This is a genomic window from Burkholderia sp. SIMBA_062, from assembly GCF_046534765.1.
GTDB lineage: Bacteria > Pseudomonadota > Gammaproteobacteria > Burkholderiales > Burkholderiaceae > Burkholderia > Burkholderia ambifaria.
The window spans coordinates 180,923-197,403 of record NZ_JAWRYD010000013.1; the positions used below are offsets into that span (position 1 = coordinate 180,923).

The following is a 16,481-nucleotide window of genomic DNA, read 5'->3' on the forward strand; positions in this document are numbered from 1 at the left end:
GCGATGGCAATTGCGTTTGGTTACGTTTGATAGAAAACAGAAAGCCCCGCTTCATGCGACCGCCGCACGACGCGCCGATATTTGGCGCGCCTGTTGGCAAGTCATGCGGTTCAACGTCAATCGATGAGGTGGGGTGATGATTTCCAGTTTCGCTAAGCAACGAAAAATGGCGGTGATGGTGGCGGGCGCGCTGGCGCTCGCCAGCGTGGGCGCCTACGCGGCGCAGCAGGACGGCAACAGCCAGGGCGAGAACGGCGGCCACGCGCGCCGTGTCGTGAAGCACGTGCTGCTGATCAGCGTCGACGGCCTGCACGAGCAGGATCTCGCGCGCTGCGTCGGCGCGAACACGTGCCCGAACATCGCGGTGCTCGCGCAAAGCGGTGTCACGTACACGAACGCGTATACGCCGGGCCTGTCGGACTCGTTCCCGGGCCTCGCGGCGCTCGTGACGGGCGGCTCGCCGAAGACGGCCGGCCTGTTCTACGACGTGTCGTACGACCGCAACCTGTACGCGCCGGGCGACACCACCTGCGCGGGCAAGCAGGGCTGGAACGTCGTGTTCGACGAGACGACCGGCATCGATGCATTCAACGGCGGCGCGCTCGTGCACCTCGACGGCGGCGGCGCGTTCAACCCGCAGGCGATCCCGCATGCGAAGGTCAATGGCAAGTGCGTGCCGGTGTACCCGCACAACTACGTGAAGACCAACACGGTGTTCGAAGCCGTGAAGGCCGGCGTGCCGAATGCGTACACCGCGTGGGCCGACAAGCATGCGTGGGGCTACGACTGGGTGAACGGCCCGTCGGGCAAGGGCGTCGACGATCTGATGCGCACCGAGATCAACTCGATCGATCCGGCGACGCAAACGGCCTATACGGACGTCTATTCGCATACCGCGCAATTCGATAACCTGCACGTGCAGGCGCTGATCAACCAGATCAACGGCCGTGACTCGACGGGCACGAAGATCGCGCCGGTGCCCACGCTGTTCGGCGCCGACTTCCAGACGCTGAGCGTCGCGCAGAAGGCGCCGGTGACGAAGGGCGGCGGCTACCTCGATGCGAATTTCACGCCGAACGGGCAGGTCGCGAACGCCATCACGTACGTCGACAACTCGATCGGCCATATCGTCGCGGCGCTGAAGCAGGCCAACCTGTATTCGTCGACGGCGGTGATCGTCACGGCGAAGCACGGCCAGTCGCCTGCCGATCACACCAAGCTCGTGAAGAACGGCGACACGCTGACGAAGCTGCTGGAGGCGAACAACTACATCGACCCGAACGGCAGCTTCGGTCAGAACAACACGACGACGGGCAACCCGAACGACGGTTCGGGCCTGGTCGGCACGGGCCTGGTGCAGACCGACGACGTCGGCCTGATCTGGCTGCGCGACCGCGGCCAGCGCGCGGCCGTGGTGCAGACGCTGAAGGCGAACCTCGGCTGCAACGCGCCGGGGATCTGTGCCGACGGCGCTCAGGCGACCATCCTGTACGGCGCGGCGCTGGCCGACCGGTTCGGCGATCCGGCCAACGGCCGTACGCCGGACATCATCGTCCAGCCGAATCCGGGCGTGATCTACACGTCGAGCACGAAGAAGGACGAGGAGCACGGCGGCAACGCGCCCGACGACAGCCACCTCGGCCTGCTCGTGTCGTATCCGGGCCTCCATCGCGCGCGCACCGTGAGCGATCTCGTCGGCACGAAGCAGGTCGCGCCGACGATCCTCGGGCTGCTCGGCGCTGAACCGCGTCTGCTGAACGCGGTCGTGGCCGAGAACACGCACGTGTTGCCGGGGCTGGGTATCGGGCGTTGATGCAGCAGGCCGGATGCCGCCGACCGGCGGCGTCCGGCGCGGGGGGCGCGCGGCCGGGCGGTCGCGTGCGGCGCCTTCCCCATGGCGATTCGCGTAGCCGCGGTGCGCGTCACCCGCGTGCGGATTCGTCCAGCATCCGTTCCCTGAAGCGCCGCACCGCATCGCTCGTTTCGACGCGCTCCGGCGCGTAGCACAGGTAGTGGCCCTGCACGTGCACGTGCACGTCGACCGGTGCGTCGAACGGCGGCTCGGCATCACGCGCAATGCACTGACCGCCCGCTGCGTCGGCAGGCAAGTGCCGGTTCGGACTTGAAATGGGGCGCGCGGCCCGTCATATTGTCTGCGCCTGAACTTTCAACGACGCCCCCGGAGGATTCCCGATGCGCCTTTTGCTTGCCCTGCTGTTGCCGTGGTTCCAGTTCTTCACGATCGGCCGCCCGATCGCCGGGATCATCTGTCTGCTCTTGCAGATCACGATCATCGGCTGGCTGCCCGCCGCGATCTGGTCGGTGTATGCGTTGAGCCAGTACAAGACCGACCGCAAGATCGAAGCGGCGTTGGGCGAGCGGCGGTAGGCGGCACACCACGCCAGCGGAGCAGCGTGGTTTTCATTTCAGGGCCGCAGCGACGGGACCGTCCAGACAATGAACCGCATATTCGGCACGCTGGGGTTGAAGCTCGGCGTCGTGCGGCGCGCGCCGCAATAACCCGTACCGTGGTGGCGCATCCGTCGGGTAATCGACAGATGCGCGATGCGGCCGGATGGCGGAATGCCGGTCAGCCGGCCGGCCTACTTCACCGCAAACAGCGTCAGGTTCATGAAGATCTTGAACGCATAGCCGAGCGTGACGGCGCCGATCACGCCGCCCGCCCACAGAACGACGAACCACATCCAGCCGCGCATCCGGGGACGCGGCGCGTCGGGTTGGCGAGCGGCGGAATGAGCGGCGGAATCAGTGGTGGTAGTAATGCTGGTCTTCATGGCGCACCTTGCCTCGGAATACCCAGTAACCCATCGTCGTGTAGGCGATGATGATCGGGAGGATAACCGCTGCGCCGACCAGCGTGAAGGTCTGGCTCGAACGCGGCGCCGCCGCTTCCCAGATCGTCATCGTCTGCGGAATCGCATACGGGAACATCGTGACGAGCAGGCCGACATAGCCGAGCAGCACGAGCGCCAGCGCGAGCATGAACGGCGTCATGTCGTGCCGCTCGCGCACCGCGCGACGCATCCACACCGCGCACCCGGCGACCAGGAACGGCACCGGCAGCAGCCGCCAGAACAGCCCCGAATCGAACCAGCGCTGCGCGATGGCCGGATCCTGCAGCGGCGTCCACAGGCTGACCACGGCGATGAAGCCGAGCAGCACGACGGTCAGCGGCCACACGACGCGATGCAGGCGCCGTTGCAGATCGCCCTCCGTTTTCGCGACGAGCCAGCAGCAGCCGAGCAGCGCGTACGTCACGATCAGGCCGAGGCCCGTCAGCAGGCTGAACGGCGTGAGCCAGTCGAACGCGTCGCCCGCGAACACGCCGTCCTTCACGTTGATGCCCTGCAGGAACGCGCCGAGCGCGATCCCCTGGAACAGCGTCGCGCCGGCCGAGCCGCCGATGAACGCGAGATCCCACAGCTGCTTCGTGCGCCGCGCCTTCGCGCGGATCTCGAACGACACGCCGCGGAAGATCAGGCACACCAGCATGAAGATCAGCGGCAGGTACAGCGCCGACAGCACCGTCGAATAGACGATCGGAAACACCGCGAACAGCCCGGCGCCGCCGAGCACGAGCCACGTTTCGTTGCCGTCCCACACGGGCGCGACGGTGTTCATCATCAGGTCGCGTTCCTTCTCGTCCGGAAAGAACGGGAAGACGATGCCGATGCCGAGGTCGAAGCCGTCGAGCACGACGTACATGAAGAGCCCCAACGCGATGATCGCGGCCCAGATTACGGTGACGTCCATAGGTTTTCTCGTTTGCGAAAAGGGTGGGCTCAGACGGTCTCGATCAGCTCGTCGACAGCCGACATCGGGCGGCGCGCGGTGTGATCGAGGCGCGTGTCGGGCCTGTCGTGATCCGCGTCGTGCGGGGCGTCGGGCAGCGCGGGGCCGGCCTTCATCAGCTTCAGCATGTAGTACACGCCGGTGCCGAACACGAGGAAGTACACGATCACGAACGTCATCATCGACAGGCTGACCTGCTGCACCGACAGCGGCGACACGGCCTGCGCGGTGCGCATCACGCCATACACGACCCACGGCTGGCGGCCTGCTTCGGTCGTCACCCAGCCCGCGAGCAGTGACACGAAACCGGTCGGGCCCATCACGAGCGCGAAGCGCTGGAACCACTTCGATTCATACAGGTTGCCGCGGCGGCGCAGCAGCCACGCAAGCGCGGCAAGGCCGATCATCGCGAAGCCGAGGCCGACCATGATCCGGAAGCTCCAGAACACGACCGTCGAATTCGGGCGGTCTTCAGGCGGGAAATCCTTCAACCCGCGAATCTCGCCGTCCCAGCTGTGCGTGAGGATCAGGCTGCCGAGGTGCGGCACCTTCACCGCGTAGCGGGTCGTTTCGGCCTTCATGTCCGGAATGCCGAACAGGTTCAGCGCGGTGCCGCCCTTTTCGGTATCCCACAGCCCCTCGATCGCGGCGATCTTCGCGGGCTGGTGCTTCAGCGTGTTGATGCCGTGCTGGTCGCCGATCACGGCCTGCAGCGGCGCGAGCACCAGCAGCAGCCACAGCGCCATCGAGAACATCTTCTTCACGCCCTTGTCGCGGCGGCCCTTCAGCAGGTGCCATGCGCCCGTCGCGGCGACGACCAGCGCGGCGACGATGAACGCGGCGATCGCCATGTGGAACAGGCGGTACGGGAACGACGGGTTGAAGATGATCGCGAACCAGTCGGTCGGCACGACGCGGCCGTCGACGATCTCGAAGCCCTGCGGCGTCTGCATCCAGCTGTTCGACGCGAGAATCCAGAACGTCGAGATCAGCGTGCCGATCGCGACCATCAGCGTCGCGCCGAAGTGCGCGCGCGGGCTCACGCGATTCCAGCCGAACAGCATGATGCCGAGGAAGCCGGCTTCGAGGAAGAACGCGGTCATCACCTCGTACATCAGCAGCGGGCCGGTGACGGCGCCGGCGAAGCTCGAGAAGCCCGACCAGTTGGTGCCGAACTGATAGCTCATGACGACGCCGGAGACGACGCCCATCCCGAACGCGACCGCGAAGATCTTCGACCAGAACAGGCAGAGCGTCTTGTAGTACTGCTTGCCGGTCTTGAGCCAGCGATATTCGAGCACGGCGATGAAGCTGGCGAGGCCGATGCTCAGCGCCGGGAAGACGATGTGAAAGGAAACGGTGAACGCGAATTGCAGGCGGGCCAGATCGAGGGCCGAAAGAGCGGTGTCCATACCAGTTGACCGAGGCTGACGATACCCGCCGGCGGGTGCCGGCGGACCCCGGCCGAACCCGGCGTCGGGGTTGGCTGGAGTATGGAGCGCGATGTTGCGCCGCGAAATGTGCCAACTCGTCGCAGATGTCCAGCCCGCCGCGCGCGTTTTCGGGATAAATCGTTGATTCGTATCAAGAACGTCGTTCGTCCCGGGGGCGGCCCCGGCGTGGCGGTCTGCCGCACGTGCGTCAATATGGCGCGTCGCATCATCGGAACGACCGCGTGCATGCGGGATCGCGGTGCGCTTGTCGTCGGCAGCCGCTGGGTGAATTGCGTACACTCTGAGTCTCGTTTCGGCAGGGCCGGGCGCATTGGTTCCGGTCCGCGTTCACTCAGGGCACGAACATGATCGATTTACGCAGCGATACCGTGACACGTCCGAGCCAGGCGATGCTGGCCGCGATGACTGCCGCCGAAGTGGGCGACGACGTGTGGGGCGACGACCCGACCGTGCTGCGCCTCCAGGCGGTCACCGCCGAGCGGGCCGGCAAGGAAGCCGGCCTGTTCTTCCCGAGCGGCACGCAGAGCAACCTTGCCGCGCTGATGGCCCATTGCGAACGCGGCGACGAATACATCGTCGGCCAGCTCGCACACACCTACAAGTACGAAGGCGGCGGCGCGGCCGTGCTCGGCAGCATCCAGCCGCAGCCGATCGAGAACGCGCCGGACGGCACGCTGCCGCTCGCGAAGATCGCCGCCGCGATCAAGCCGCTCGACAATCACTTCGCCCGCACGCGTCTGCTCGCGCTCGAAAACACGATCGGCGGCCTCGTGTTGCCGGAAGGCTATGTCCAGGAAGCCGTCGCGTTCGCGCGCAGCCGCGGGCTGGCCGCGCACCTCGACGGTGCGCGCGTGTGCAATGCCGCCGTCGCATCGGGTCGTCCGATCGCGGAACTGTGCGCACCGTTCGATACCGTGTCGATCTGCTTCTCGAAAGGGCTCGGCGCGCCGGTCGGTTCGGTGCTGGTCGGCAATCGCGCGCCGATCGAGCGCGCGCAGCGCTGGCGCAAGGTGCTCGGTGGCGGGATGCGGCAGTCGGGCATCCTCGCGGCGGCCTGCCTGTATGCGCTCGAGCACAACGTCGAACGGCTGGCCGACGATCACGCGAACGCCGCGCATCTCGCGGCAGGCCTCGCGCGCATCGAGCCGGTGAAGGTGCTGTCGCACGCGACGAACATGGTGTTCGCGCAATTTCCCGAAGCCGATTGCGCGCCGCTCGAGGCGTGGTTGAAGGAGCGTGGGATCCTGACGCAGATGCTGTACGCGTCGCGCTTCGTCACGCACCGCGACGTGTCGCGCGCGGACGTCGACACCTTCATCGACGCGGTCGGCGCGTATTTCGCGCAGCGTCGCGCGTAAAGCGGAATGCGCCGGCCGGCGGGGGAGCGCCGGCGCGATGTGGCGCGAAGCGGGGGAGGGTGACGCTACAACGCGTGCGTCGAATGTGTCGTGCCGGCGGATTACGCTTGCCGGGGCGCATCGACGGGCGGCGTGCCGTCGCGGAATAGCGCTTTCAACTGCGTGCGCAGTTCGGCGCTGTCGGTGTGCTGGTGCACCGAGACCGCATGTTGGACGGCGGCCTCCAGCAGTTCGTTGTCGGAGTCGGCGGAAATCGCGACCGAGCAGTTCATCGCGCTGGGAAAGTCGCGGCAATCGATATAGCGGCGGGACATGATGTTCTCCTCACGGGAAAGCGAGCGGCCGGATTGGCCTGATCGGCCGCGCGGCGCGTTCGCGAGGCCGATGCAAAAAGTATAGGCGGCGCGGCGGTGTTCCTCGCCGCCGTGTGTACCGCACCGCGTGACCCGCCAATGCTGTCGATTACCCGCTTGTCACGGCAGCGGCGCGAGCAACCGGCGCGCCGCTTCGACCACCCGTGCGGACAGCGACGCCATCGTCGGCGACTGTACCGTCCACGCGTGCCAGTACAGCGTGACGTCGGTCGGGTGCGCGGGCGCGAGATCGACGAGCCCCTGGGCATCGAGCGGTGCGCCGCCGAGCAGCGGCTCCGGCACCATCGCGTAGCCGAGCCCATGCCGCACCGCCGCGAAATGCGCGTGCGTGCCCGGCACGTAATGGCACGGATATGCGCCTTCGGGCAGCCCGAACTTCTCCTTCAGGAACGTGGACTGCAGCGTGTCGCGCCGCGAATACGCGACGACCGGCGCATCGCGCGCGCTCGTGCGGTTCAGGCCGCGCGGAAACCAGCGCCCCGCGAACGCGGCGGCCGCGAGCAGCCGGTAGCGCATCGTGCCGAGCGGCGTCGCGACGCAGCCGCGCATCGGCTTCGGCTCGGTCGTCACGCAGCCGACGGCCATCCCGCTTTCGAGCAGCGCGAACGTGTGGTCCTGGTCCTCGACGATCAGCTCGAACAGGATGCGCTCACCCGCGAGCACCGAGGTCAGCGCGGGCAGGAACCACGTGCCGAGACTGTCGGAGTTCAACGCGATCGTGACGGAGATCGGCGATTCGCGCTCGGTCGCGAGCGTGCTTTGCAGGTCGGCCTGCAGCAGCGCGACGCGGCGCAGATGCTGCAGCACGCGCTGCCCGGCCACCGTCGGCCGGCACGGCCGCGTGCGCAGCACGAGCGGCGTGCCCAGGCTCGCCTCCAGCGCGCGGACCCGCTGCGTGACGGCGGACGCGGTCACGTGCAGGCGCACGGCGGCCTGCTCGAAGCTGCCGGTGTCGGCGACGGCCAGTAGCGCGGCGGCTTGCTTTGGATCGATCGTCAGAGACATATCGCCGCAATTCCTGTGAACGTAAGACGAGAACAGGCGGTAGTGTAAGGCAGTGCTGGCGACGATCAGGGCGCAGCACGACGCCGCATGCAACGAGGCCGGCGCCACGTGTGTTTTGAACTACGCTGTAGGAACGCGCGCCCCGGCGACGCATGCCGACCGGGTTGCACCATCCGCACGATCCGCACCATCCACGCCATCCGCACAACCGACACCCCCAGCCGACGGAGCAACTTCCCAATGATCTTCCGGCAACTTTTCGACCCGCAATCGTCGACCTACACGTATCTGCTCGCCGATCCCGCGTCGCGCGAAGCGCTGCTGATCGATCCCGTGTTCGAGCAGGTGCGCCGCGACGCGGCACTGCTCGACGAGCTCGGGCTGCGGCTCGTCGCGACCGTCGACACCCACGTGCACGCCGATCACGTGACGGGCGCATGGCTGCTGAAGCAGCGCACTGGCAGCACGATCGCGATTTCGGCCGCGAGCGGCGCGCAGGGCGCCGACCGCTACCTGAACGACGGCGACCGCTGCGCATTCGGCACGCGCTACCTGACCGTGCGCGCGACGCCGGGCCATACGAGCGGCTGCATCAGCCTCGTGCTCGACGACGAATCGATGGCGTTCACCGGCGACTGCCTGCTGATTCGCGGCACCGGCCGCACCGACTTCCAGCAGGGCGACCCGCGCGCGCTGTATCGCGCGGTGCATGGCCGCCTCTTCACGCTGCCGGCCGCCTGCCTGCTGTATCCCGCGCACGACTATCGCGGGCTGACGGTGACGAGCGTCGGCGAGGAGCGGCGCTTCAATCCACGCCTCGGCGGCGATCTCAGCGAAGACGATTTCGCCGGCTACATGCGCAACCTCGGGCTCGCCCACCCGCGCCAGATAGACGTCGCGGTGCCCGCGAACCTGCAGTGCGGCGTCGCCGCGAACGCGCCCGATACGCATGCGGCACCCGACTGGGCCCCACTCGTCTACACGTTCGCCGGTTTCTGGGAAATCGATCCGCAGTGGCTCGAGGATCACCTGCCGGCGGTGCAGGTCGTCGACGTGCGCGAGCCCGACGAATTCACCGGCCCGCTCGGCCACCTGCCCGGCGCGACACCGATTCCGCTCGGCGAACTGGCGGCGCGCACCGGCGAACTGGCGCGCGACCGGCCGATCGTGACCGTGTGCCGCGCCGGCGGCCGCTCCGCGCAGGCGACCGTGATTCTGCTGAAGGCCGGGTTCGACGCCGTCGCGAACCTCGGCGGCGGGATGCTGCGCTGGCGGGGCGAAGGTCGCGTCGTGATGGACGGCCGGTCGTAGCGGCACGAAGTCGCGCAACGAAAAAAATTCGGCTCGCTGTCGAATTGGCGTGGCGCCGTTCGTCGTCAAGTTATCCGATCCCATGGCGCCGCACGACGCGGCGCCGACACCCTGAGAGCCCCCCGATGACACCGACGCTATACGCCCATCCTTTTTCGTCCTACTGCCAGAAGGTGCTGACCGCGCTGTACGAGAACGGCACGCCATTCGAATATCGCGTGCTCGCGCACGACGATCCGAAGCCGATGCAGGAACTGGCTGCGCTGTGGCCGCTGAAGCGGTTCCCCGTGCTCGTGGACGCGGGCCGCCCCGTTGTCGAGGCGACGATCATCATCGAGTATCTCGACCTCTACCATCCGGGCCCCTTGCGGCTGGTGCCCGACGACCGGCGCGCGGCGCTGGAAGTGCGGACGATGGATCGTTTCTTCGACAACTATGTATCGACGCCGCAGCAGAAGGTCGTGCACGACGCGCTGCGGCCGGAGCACGAGCGCGATGCGCGGGGTGTCGCCGATGCACGTACGATGCTCGAAACGTCGTACGCGTGGCTGGATCGAACGATGGCCGATCGCGAATGGGCGGCCGGCGACCGCTTCAGCCTCGCCGACTGCGGCGCGGCGCCGTTCCTGTTCTACGCGGACTGGACACACCGGATCGATCCGTCGTTCGCGAACGTGATCGCGTATCGCAAGCGGCTGCTGGCGCGGCCGTCGTTCGCGCGTGCGGTCGACGAAGCCCGGCCGTACCGCGCGTTCTTCCCGCTCGGCGCGCCCGATCGCGACTGACGTTCACAGTGGCGATCGCTGCGGCGGAGGCGACGCGGGCGGCGGCATGCGCACGACGCGATGCCGCCGCGCAGGGCCGGCAGCGCGTGCCCGGGCGTCGTGACGACAGCAGCGGATGCATCGCGGCGCCGTCCCGTTACATCGTCGTGTGCTTGACCGACTGCGCGAGCGTCAGCAGTTCGTCGAACTGCGTGATCAACTCGAAGCACAGCAAGAACGCGAGCGTATAGGCCGGCGCGGGGAAGCGCCGGATCGCCTCCAGCACCTGCGGCGCGAAGCGCGTGCGAATCGCTTCGCGCGTCAGCAGCCATGCGATCGCGATGCCGATCGCCGCGCCGGCGATCAGGTCGGTCGGGTAGTGAAAGCCGAGATACGCGCGCGGCACGCAGATGAACACCATCGCATACAGCAGCGCGAGCACGCCGAGGCGGCGCGCGATGATGAAGATCCCCGTCGCGATCGCCATCCACAGCATCGCGTGGTCGCTCGGAAACGAGCTCCACGCCTGCAGCGTGGCCGCGCGCAGTTCCTCAGATGGGAAATGCAGGTGCAGGTCGGGGTTGTAGATGGGTCGCACGCGGAACGGCAGGGCTTTCGCGAGCAATCGGCCGAACGCGAGCGCGACGAGCCCGCTCGCGACGGTCGCGATGACCAGCTCGCGTTGCCGTTCGCGTTCGGGGCCCGGCTGGAACCATAGCCAGCACAGCACGGGGATGAGCACGAAGCCCTTGAACGTATAGAGGCCGGCGATTACGCGGATCGCATGGTTCATCAGCGGTCCGAACGTGATGTGGGTGAGGAAGGTCTGGATCGTGGTGTCGAAATTGTTCATGTTCTGCGATCCCGGCGGACGCACGACACATGACACGCGGCCGGCAGGATCAGGAAGCGCGCTCGCACCGGAGCGCAACGGGGGGCAAGTATGTCATCGGTAATGTCGAAGAAAATGGGAAAAAATACCGGGAATCCCCTGAGAAAACGCGAATTCCAGGTGGGGCCGGATTGGAGCGGACCGTGCGGCGCGGCGATGCGGAATCCTCTGACGGTTGGCCGCGGATCTCTGCACACCGGCGAAAAATAATCGGTTGAACTGGACAATTCGGCGAGCCGTCGCGGACCTTGCACCGAATGACCGAAAGCGCTCCGCGTCTCGCGTGGATCTATCGCGCCGCGCCCGGCCGCGCAGCACCGAAAGAAAATAAAAGAAAAGGCGGGCAAGCCCGCCCCGCATTCGCGACACCGTGCATTACCGCCGCCACATGCGCACGGCCAGCGCGGCCAGCGACGTCGCCACGGCCAGCACGATCACCGCATTCCAGCCCAGTTGCGCGAGCAACGAACTGCCGAGCGCGGCACCGGTCGCCATCCCGATGAACATGCCGACAAACAGCACCGCGTTGAGACGGCTGCGCGACGCCGGGTCGATCCGGTAGACGATTGACTGGTGCGCGATCAGCGTGGCCTGCACGCCGAGATCGAAGCCGATGGTCGCGGCGGCGAGCAGCGCCAGTTGCGCATGCGGCGTCAGCAGCGGCGCGGCGGCCATCGCGGCGAACGACACGGTCGCGATCCCGATGCCGAGCCGCGTGACACGCTCGGGGCCGTGGTGATCGGCCAGGCGTCCGGCCACGGGCGCGGCCAGCGCGCCGGCGGCGCCCGCGAGGCCGAATGCGCCGGCGGCTGCGCTGCCGAGATGGAACGGCGCGCCGTGCAGCATCACCGCGAGCGTCGACCAGAACGCGCTGAACCCGACGGCCAGCAGCCCTTGCGCGAGCGCGGCGCGGCGCAGCGCGGGATGACGGCGCCACAGTTCGCCGAGCGACCCGATCAGCGCGCGGTACGACAGCCGCGTGGTGGGCTCGAAGCGCGGCAGCCCGCGTGCGGCCACGATGCCGATGGCGGCGACGCTGGCCGCCGCGAGCGCGAACATCGCGCGCCAGCCGGCCGTTTCGGCCACGAAGCCGGCGACGACGCGCGACAGCAGGATGCCGAGCAGCAGCCCCGTCATCACCGTGCCGACGATGCGGCCGCGATGCGCGTCGTGCGCGAGCGTCGCGGCGGCCGGCACGACGTCCTGCGCCATCGTCGCGGTCAGGCCGATCGCGAAGCTCGCGGCAAGCAGCAGCCCGAGCGACGGCGCGACCGCCGCGAGCAGCAGCGCGACGACCAGCGCGGCGGCTTTCGTCAGGATCACGCGGCGCCGGTCGAAGCGGTCGCCGAGCGGCGCGAGCAGCAGGATGCCGAGCGCATAGCCCAGCTGCGTGAGCGTCGGCACGAAGCCGATCGCGCGCGCCGACGCGCCGAGATCGGGCCCCAGCGCGGCGAGCATCGGCTGCGCATAGTAGAGCGGCGCGACGCCGAGGCCGGCGGCCGCGGCCAGCAGCAGCACGAGCCGGCGATCGAGCAGCGAGGAAGCGGCCGCGGGGGCCGGTGCATGCACCGCGCGGGGCGCGGCGTCGAGATGGGTCGGAGTGGACATCGCGTACATCCTTGTTCGGGTATCGAATGGACGCGAGTGTGCCGGCCCGGGGCCGGCCACGGTAGTGCCGTCGGGCGCAGATTTGTTATACGCTTGACGAATGACCGAGAAAATCCCGGATTTTCCCGCCACAGGCGGGTCTGCGCGCGTTCAGGCCGTGCCTGTCGACGGCGCCGGCTATCGTTTCGAGCTGATGGAAACCTTCGTGCGCATAGTCGAGGCCGGCAGCCTATCGGCCGCCGCCGCGCAGCTCCACACGACGCAGCCGACCATCAGCCGGCGGCTGCAGGCGCTCGAACGCTCGCTCGGCATGCGGCTGCTGCAGCGGACGACCCATGCGATGCGGCTGACCGTCGACGGCGAGCGCTGCTTCACCCGCGCGAAGGAGCTGCTGACGAACTGGGCGGCGTTCGAGGCCGACTTGCGCGGCGCGCAGGAGGAGCCGGACGGCCTGCTGCGGGTCGCGGTCCCGCATGCGTTCGGGCAGGAGCGCTTCGTCGAGCCGCTCGCGCGGTTCCTGCGCGACTATCCGCGCGTCTCGGTGGAATGGCTGCTGCAGGATGAGGTGCGCGATTTTGTCGGCAGCGGGATCGACTGCGCGATCCAGGTCGGCGAGCCGACCGATCCGTCCGTCGTCGCGATCCGGCTGAGCAAGGTGCCGCGCTTCGTGGTGGCCGCGCCGTCCGTGCTGAACGGCGCCGATGTGCCCGCCGATCCCGACGCGCTCGCCGCGTTGCCGTGGCTCGCGCTGCGCACGTATTACCGGACCGAGCTGACGCTGACGCACACCGTCACGGGCGACACGCGCCGCATCGCGATGCGCCCGCGCATCACGACCGCGAACCTCTACGCGCTGCGCAGCGCGGCGCTGCTCGGTGTCGGCGCGTGCGTCGGTTCGTCCTGGATGCTGGCGGATCATCTCGCGCGCGGCGAGCTCGTGCATCTCGCGCCCGACTGGTACGCCGCGCCGTTGCCGGTCTACATCACCTACCCGCACGCGCAGTTCTATCCGTCGCGGCTCGTGCGCTTCGTCGCGATGATGCGCGACGCCGTGCCGCCGCTCGTCGAAGGGCGCGACGGGTAGGCGCCGTCGCGCGTGCCGTCAGCCGCGCCGGATGCCTTCGGGCAGCGCGCTGATGCGGCGCACTTCGGGCGAGTCGAGCCATGCGCGGGACGTCGCGCAGTCGACGAACATGTCGGTCGCATCCTCGCCCCAGAACAAGTCGCCGTCGAGTTCGAAGGTCGGCACGCCGAACACGCCGTGCGCGATCGCCTGATCGGTGTTCGCGCGCAGCGCGTCCTTCACCGGTTGGGCGTCGACGGTCGTCACGCCTTCGGGAAAGCCGACCGCCTCGCACAGCGCGGCGAAGCCCTCCGGCGTCGACACGTCCTGGCCGTCGCGCCAGATGTGCCGGAAGATCCGCCGAATCGCATCGGGCGTGTTGCGCATCGCGATCGCGAGCCGCAGCGGCCGGATCGGGTTGAACGGGTGCGCGGGCGGCATCCGGAACGGAATGCCGAGCTTGTCCGCGCGGTATTGCGCGTGGCGATAGGTGAAGACGCGCTTCGCCGCGATCTCGGCCGGCGCTTTCTGGCCCCAGTGCGCGAGCAGCGCGCCGAGCACGATCGGCTTCGGCTCGTATGCGGCGGCAGTCGGCAGTTGGTCGAACCGTTCCTGCTGCAGGTACGCGAACGGCGAAACGAAATCGAAATACCAGGTGGCGGTGCGCGCGGCGTTCATGGTGGTGGCCCTTGTACGTGTCCGGACGGCGGTTGCGTGCATCACGCCGACGGGCGACGCGGTGCATGCGTGGGCCGCCAGTGTCGCATGCGGCCGCCGTTTGCGCAGTCGCGACGCCGCACGCGCGTGGCCCGCTGCGGCTACGGCTACGGCTGCGCGGTGTCGTGCGCTGCCGCCGCGAACCGCGCGAGACTGTCGCGCACCGTTTGCGCGTCGTAGCGCGCGCCTGCGCCGCCGAGCGCGACGGTGGCCTTCTGTGCGAGCGGCAACAGCATCGCGAGCGCCGCCCCCATCTACCGGCTCGGGGCTGACGCGTATCGCGCGCGCCGCCTTGCGCTCAACCCGTCTCGACCAGCGCCGCGAGCCGGGCGAGCGCCATGCGCCAGCCGGCTTCGTTGTCGGTGACCGGCACACCGGGCGGCACACCGTCGTGCACCGCCTCGACGCGCGTGCCGCCTGCCTCGTCGGACAGCGTGATCGTGATCGTCATTGCGCCGCGCAGCATCGGATCGTCGGTTTCGAACACGTCTATTTCGACGATCCGCTCGTCGGGCACGAGCGTCACGAAGCGGCCGTGATAGGTGTCGGTGTGCGCGGTGGTCTTGCCGGCGCCGTCCGACGGTTCGTCGTAGCTCAGCGACACGCGCAGCGCGCCGCCTTCGCGTGCGTCATAGGCGTGGACGCGGCATGTCATGCCGTCGGGCACCTTCCATTGCTCGACCGCGTGCGGGTCGAGCAGCGCGCGATAGACGCGCCCGCGCGGTGCGTTCAGGTGCCGGCTGACCCGGGTCGAATGCGTGTGCATGTGCAGCATGTCGCCTCCCGCGGGATGCGCGCGACGGTGCACGCCGGATGCCGGCGTGTCGTCACGCTTCCTTCAGGAATCCTAGGCGCGCGCGCGACGGCATGCAATCGGACCGTACACGCGCCCGCGTTCAGCGCAACGCGGCCGCGAATTCGTCGAGCTGCGTGATGCAGATGTTCCAGCCTTCGAAGAACCCGAGTGCCTCGTGGCGCTCGCGCGTCGCGGCGTCGGGATGCATCACGCGTGCCTCGTAGCGGCAGCCGGCGGCGTCGTCGGCCATCGTGATGATGGCCGTGAAGCCCAGCCACGGCACCTGTGGCCGCCAGCCGCCGGTGAGCATCGACGTGAACGCGATTCGCGCTTGAGGCACGATTTCGAGGAAGCAGCCGGGGTTGTCGCTCGTGCCGCCGTCGGGGCCGCGCATGAACGTGTGGAAGGCGCCGCCCGGACGCAGGTCGAACGCGCGCACGTCGGTGGTCCACGGTTTCGGGCACCACCATTCCTTCAGTAGTTCAGGATCGGTCCACGCGCGCCACAGCGCCTGACGCGGCGCGCGCAGCGTGCGGGTGATGACGAGGTCATGGGTTTCGGCGGGGTCGACGGGGCTGGTTGACATGCGCGTGTTCCTCCTGGTGACGGCGTTCGACGAATTCCACGAGGCGATCGGCGCGCGCTTCCCACAGCACGCGCTGCTCGGCGAGCCACTGCTCGGCTTCCGCCAGCCGGCTGCCGACCAGCTCGCAGGTGCGCGAGCGGCCGGTTTTCAGGGTCGTGACGAGGCCGCTGCGCTCGAGCACCGCCAGATGTTTCATGAACGACGGCAGCGCCATGTCGAACGGCGCGGCCAGTTCCGAAACGGTCCGCCCGCCATTGCCGAGCGCGCCGACGATCGCGCAGCGCGTCGGATCGGCGAGGGCGTGGAATACGTCGCTGATACCGGGTTGAAAGTTAGCCATGCGGCTAAGTATAGGCGATGCAACGGGAATTTTCATCGCGTAGGATGATGGGGTGGTAACACGCGCCGACGGGGTTGGGCGCCGTGTTGCCGGGTACCGATCGCTACCATGCGTCGCGCGCACGTCGGCGTTTGCTTTGATCTGTGGGCGCATGCCGCCGAACGCGTGCCGTCCGCCTGATTACCGGAGAGGGTTTGACGTCCTCCTCCGCCTAAAGGCGGAGGATTCCCACACCTGGCGATGCACGTCCGCATCGGAGAATGTTCAGCGCAGCGTTGGTATCACGATCATGCACGACACCACAGCCATCGCAGGCCCACTCTCTAGCAAGAAACGCTTATGGAGCGAGAACGGGTTGAACCTCGCAACCGAGGTCGTTCAAGCGCTTCAGCAAGCGTTG

The 16,481-nt window shown here is 68.1% G+C and carries 17 protein-coding genes and 3 pseudogenes; 6 read left to right on the top strand and 14 right to left on the bottom strand.

Going from position 1 to position 16,481, the window contains the following annotated elements; all coding sequences use genetic code 11:
* Window positions 1-136 precede the first annotated feature (136 nt).
* Complete coding sequence (locus SB786_RS16805; RefSeq protein WP_410728417.1) at window positions 137-1,813, top strand: alkaline phosphatase family protein; 1,677 nt, start codon at window positions 137-139, stop codon at window positions 1,811-1,813.
* 109 nt (window positions 1,814-1,922) lie between these two features.
* Here the strand turns inward: SB786_RS16805 and SB786_RS16810 are convergent.
* Window positions 1,923-2,057: pseudogene (locus SB786_RS16810) on the bottom strand (LysR family transcriptional regulator); the annotation flags it as partial.
* A gap of 136 nt (window positions 2,058-2,193) precedes the next feature.
* On the opposite strand from SB786_RS16810, the gene SB786_RS16815 reads away from it, so the two are divergent.
* On the top strand, window positions 2,194-2,388 hold the full coding sequence (locus tag SB786_RS16815; protein ID WP_175708444.1) for a YqaE/Pmp3 family membrane protein: 195 nt from the start codon (window positions 2,194-2,196) through the stop codon (window positions 2,386-2,388).
* A gap of 215 nt (window positions 2,389-2,603) precedes the next feature.
* Here SB786_RS16815 and SB786_RS16820 read toward each other — a convergent pair whose 3' ends face one another.
* Genes SB786_RS16820 through SB786_RS16830 form a run of 3 tightly spaced genes read right to left on the bottom strand, consistent with a single transcriptional unit; the run spans window position 2,604 to window position 5,225 of the window.
* On the bottom strand, window positions 2,604-2,795 hold the full coding sequence (locus SB786_RS16820) for a hypothetical protein (protein ID WP_138849658.1): 192 nt from the start codon (window positions 2,793-2,795) through the stop codon (window positions 2,604-2,606).
* On the bottom strand, window positions 2,767-3,774 hold the full coding sequence (cydB, locus tag SB786_RS16825; RefSeq protein ID WP_006758460.1) for a cytochrome d ubiquinol oxidase subunit II: 1,008 nt from the start codon (window positions 3,772-3,774) through the stop codon (window positions 2,767-2,769). Before cydB ends, SB786_RS16820 begins: the two co-directional genes overlap by 29 nt.
* Window positions 3,775-3,803: 29 nt before the next feature.
* Window positions 3,804-5,225, bottom strand: a complete 1,422-nt coding sequence (locus SB786_RS16830) for a cytochrome ubiquinol oxidase subunit I (protein ID WP_410728418.1) — start codon at window positions 5,223-5,225, stop codon at window positions 3,804-3,806.
* A gap of 386 nt (window positions 5,226-5,611) precedes the next feature.
* On the opposite strand from SB786_RS16830, the gene ltaE reads away from it, so the two are divergent.
* Window positions 5,612-6,625 (top strand): low-specificity L-threonine aldolase, encoded by a 1,014-nt coding sequence (gene ltaE / locus SB786_RS16835; protein WP_410728419.1) that lies wholly within the window; start codon window positions 5,612-5,614, stop codon window positions 6,623-6,625.
* 101 nt (window positions 6,626-6,726) lie between these two features.
* Here the strand turns inward: ltaE and SB786_RS16840 are convergent, their stop codons facing one another.
* Both SB786_RS16840 and SB786_RS16845 read right to left on the bottom strand, forming a co-directional pair.
* Window positions 6,727-6,939: a DUF1059 domain-containing protein gene (locus SB786_RS16840; protein WP_006758457.1), complete on the bottom strand. Its 213-nt coding sequence runs from the start codon at window positions 6,937-6,939 to the stop codon at window positions 6,727-6,729.
* A gap of 159 nt (window positions 6,940-7,098) precedes the next feature.
* Entirely contained in the window at window positions 7,099-8,004 is a 906-nt protein-coding gene (locus SB786_RS16845; RefSeq protein WP_006750650.1) for an HTH-type transcriptional regulator ArgP, read from the bottom strand.
* 240 nt (window positions 8,005-8,244) lie between these two features.
* On the opposite strand from SB786_RS16845, the gene SB786_RS16850 reads away from it, so the two are divergent.
* Window positions 8,245-9,315, top strand: coding sequence for an MBL fold metallo-hydrolase (locus SB786_RS16850; RefSeq protein ID WP_175656745.1), 1,071 nt, complete (start codon window positions 8,245-8,247; stop codon window positions 9,313-9,315).
* A 125-nt stretch (window positions 9,316-9,440) separates the two neighbouring features.
* Window positions 9,441-10,100, top strand: a complete 660-nt coding sequence (locus SB786_RS16855; protein WP_410728420.1) for a glutathione S-transferase family protein — start codon at window positions 9,441-9,443, stop codon at window positions 10,098-10,100.
* Between the two features lie 136 nt (window positions 10,101-10,236).
* Here the strand turns inward: SB786_RS16855 and SB786_RS16860 are convergent, their stop codons facing one another.
* Both SB786_RS16860 and SB786_RS16865 read right to left on the bottom strand, forming a co-directional pair.
* Window positions 10,237-10,932: a phosphatase PAP2 family protein gene (locus tag SB786_RS16860; protein ID WP_410728421.1), complete on the bottom strand. Its 696-nt coding sequence runs from the start codon at window positions 10,930-10,932 to the stop codon at window positions 10,237-10,239.
* A 414-nt stretch (window positions 10,933-11,346) separates the two neighbouring features.
* On the bottom strand, window positions 11,347-12,579 hold the full coding sequence (locus tag SB786_RS16865; protein ID WP_410728422.1) for an MFS transporter: 1,233 nt from the start codon (window positions 12,577-12,579) through the stop codon (window positions 11,347-11,349).
* 100 nt (window positions 12,580-12,679) lie between these two features.
* On the opposite strand from SB786_RS16865, the gene SB786_RS16870 reads away from it, so the two are divergent.
* Complete coding sequence (locus tag SB786_RS16870) at window positions 12,680-13,663, top strand: LysR family transcriptional regulator (protein ID WP_410728423.1); 984 nt, start codon at window positions 12,680-12,682, stop codon at window positions 13,661-13,663.
* Between the two features lie 18 nt (window positions 13,664-13,681).
* Here SB786_RS16870 and SB786_RS16875 read toward each other — a convergent pair whose 3' ends face one another.
* The 6 genes and pseudogenes from SB786_RS16875 to SB786_RS16900 form a co-directional block, all read right to left on the bottom strand.
* Entirely contained in the window at window positions 13,682-14,320 is a 639-nt protein-coding gene (locus tag SB786_RS16875) for a 2-hydroxychromene-2-carboxylate isomerase (RefSeq protein ID WP_410728424.1), read from the bottom strand.
* A 146-nt stretch (window positions 14,321-14,466) separates the two neighbouring features.
* Window positions 14,467-14,613: pseudogene (locus SB786_RS16880) on the bottom strand (IclR family transcriptional regulator); the annotation flags it as partial.
* A 44-nt stretch (window positions 14,614-14,657) separates the two neighbouring features.
* Complete coding sequence (locus SB786_RS16885; protein ID WP_012367013.1) at window positions 14,658-15,134, bottom strand: SRPBCC family protein; 477 nt, start codon at window positions 15,132-15,134, stop codon at window positions 14,658-14,660.
* Between the two features lie 121 nt (window positions 15,135-15,255).
* Entirely contained in the window at window positions 15,256-15,741 is a 486-nt protein-coding gene (locus tag SB786_RS16890; RefSeq protein WP_410728425.1) for an SRPBCC family protein, read from the bottom strand.
* Window positions 15,704-16,081 (bottom strand): ArsR/SmtB family transcription factor, encoded by a 378-nt coding sequence (locus SB786_RS16895; RefSeq protein ID WP_410728430.1) that lies wholly within the window; start codon window positions 16,079-16,081, stop codon window positions 15,704-15,706. Before SB786_RS16895 ends, SB786_RS16890 begins: the two co-directional genes overlap by 38 nt.
* A 211-nt stretch (window positions 16,082-16,292) precedes the next feature.
* Window positions 16,293-16,406 (bottom strand): annotated as a pseudogene (locus tag SB786_RS16900) (zinc ribbon domain-containing protein); the annotation flags it as partial.
* Window positions 16,407-16,481: the final 75 nt, after the last annotated feature.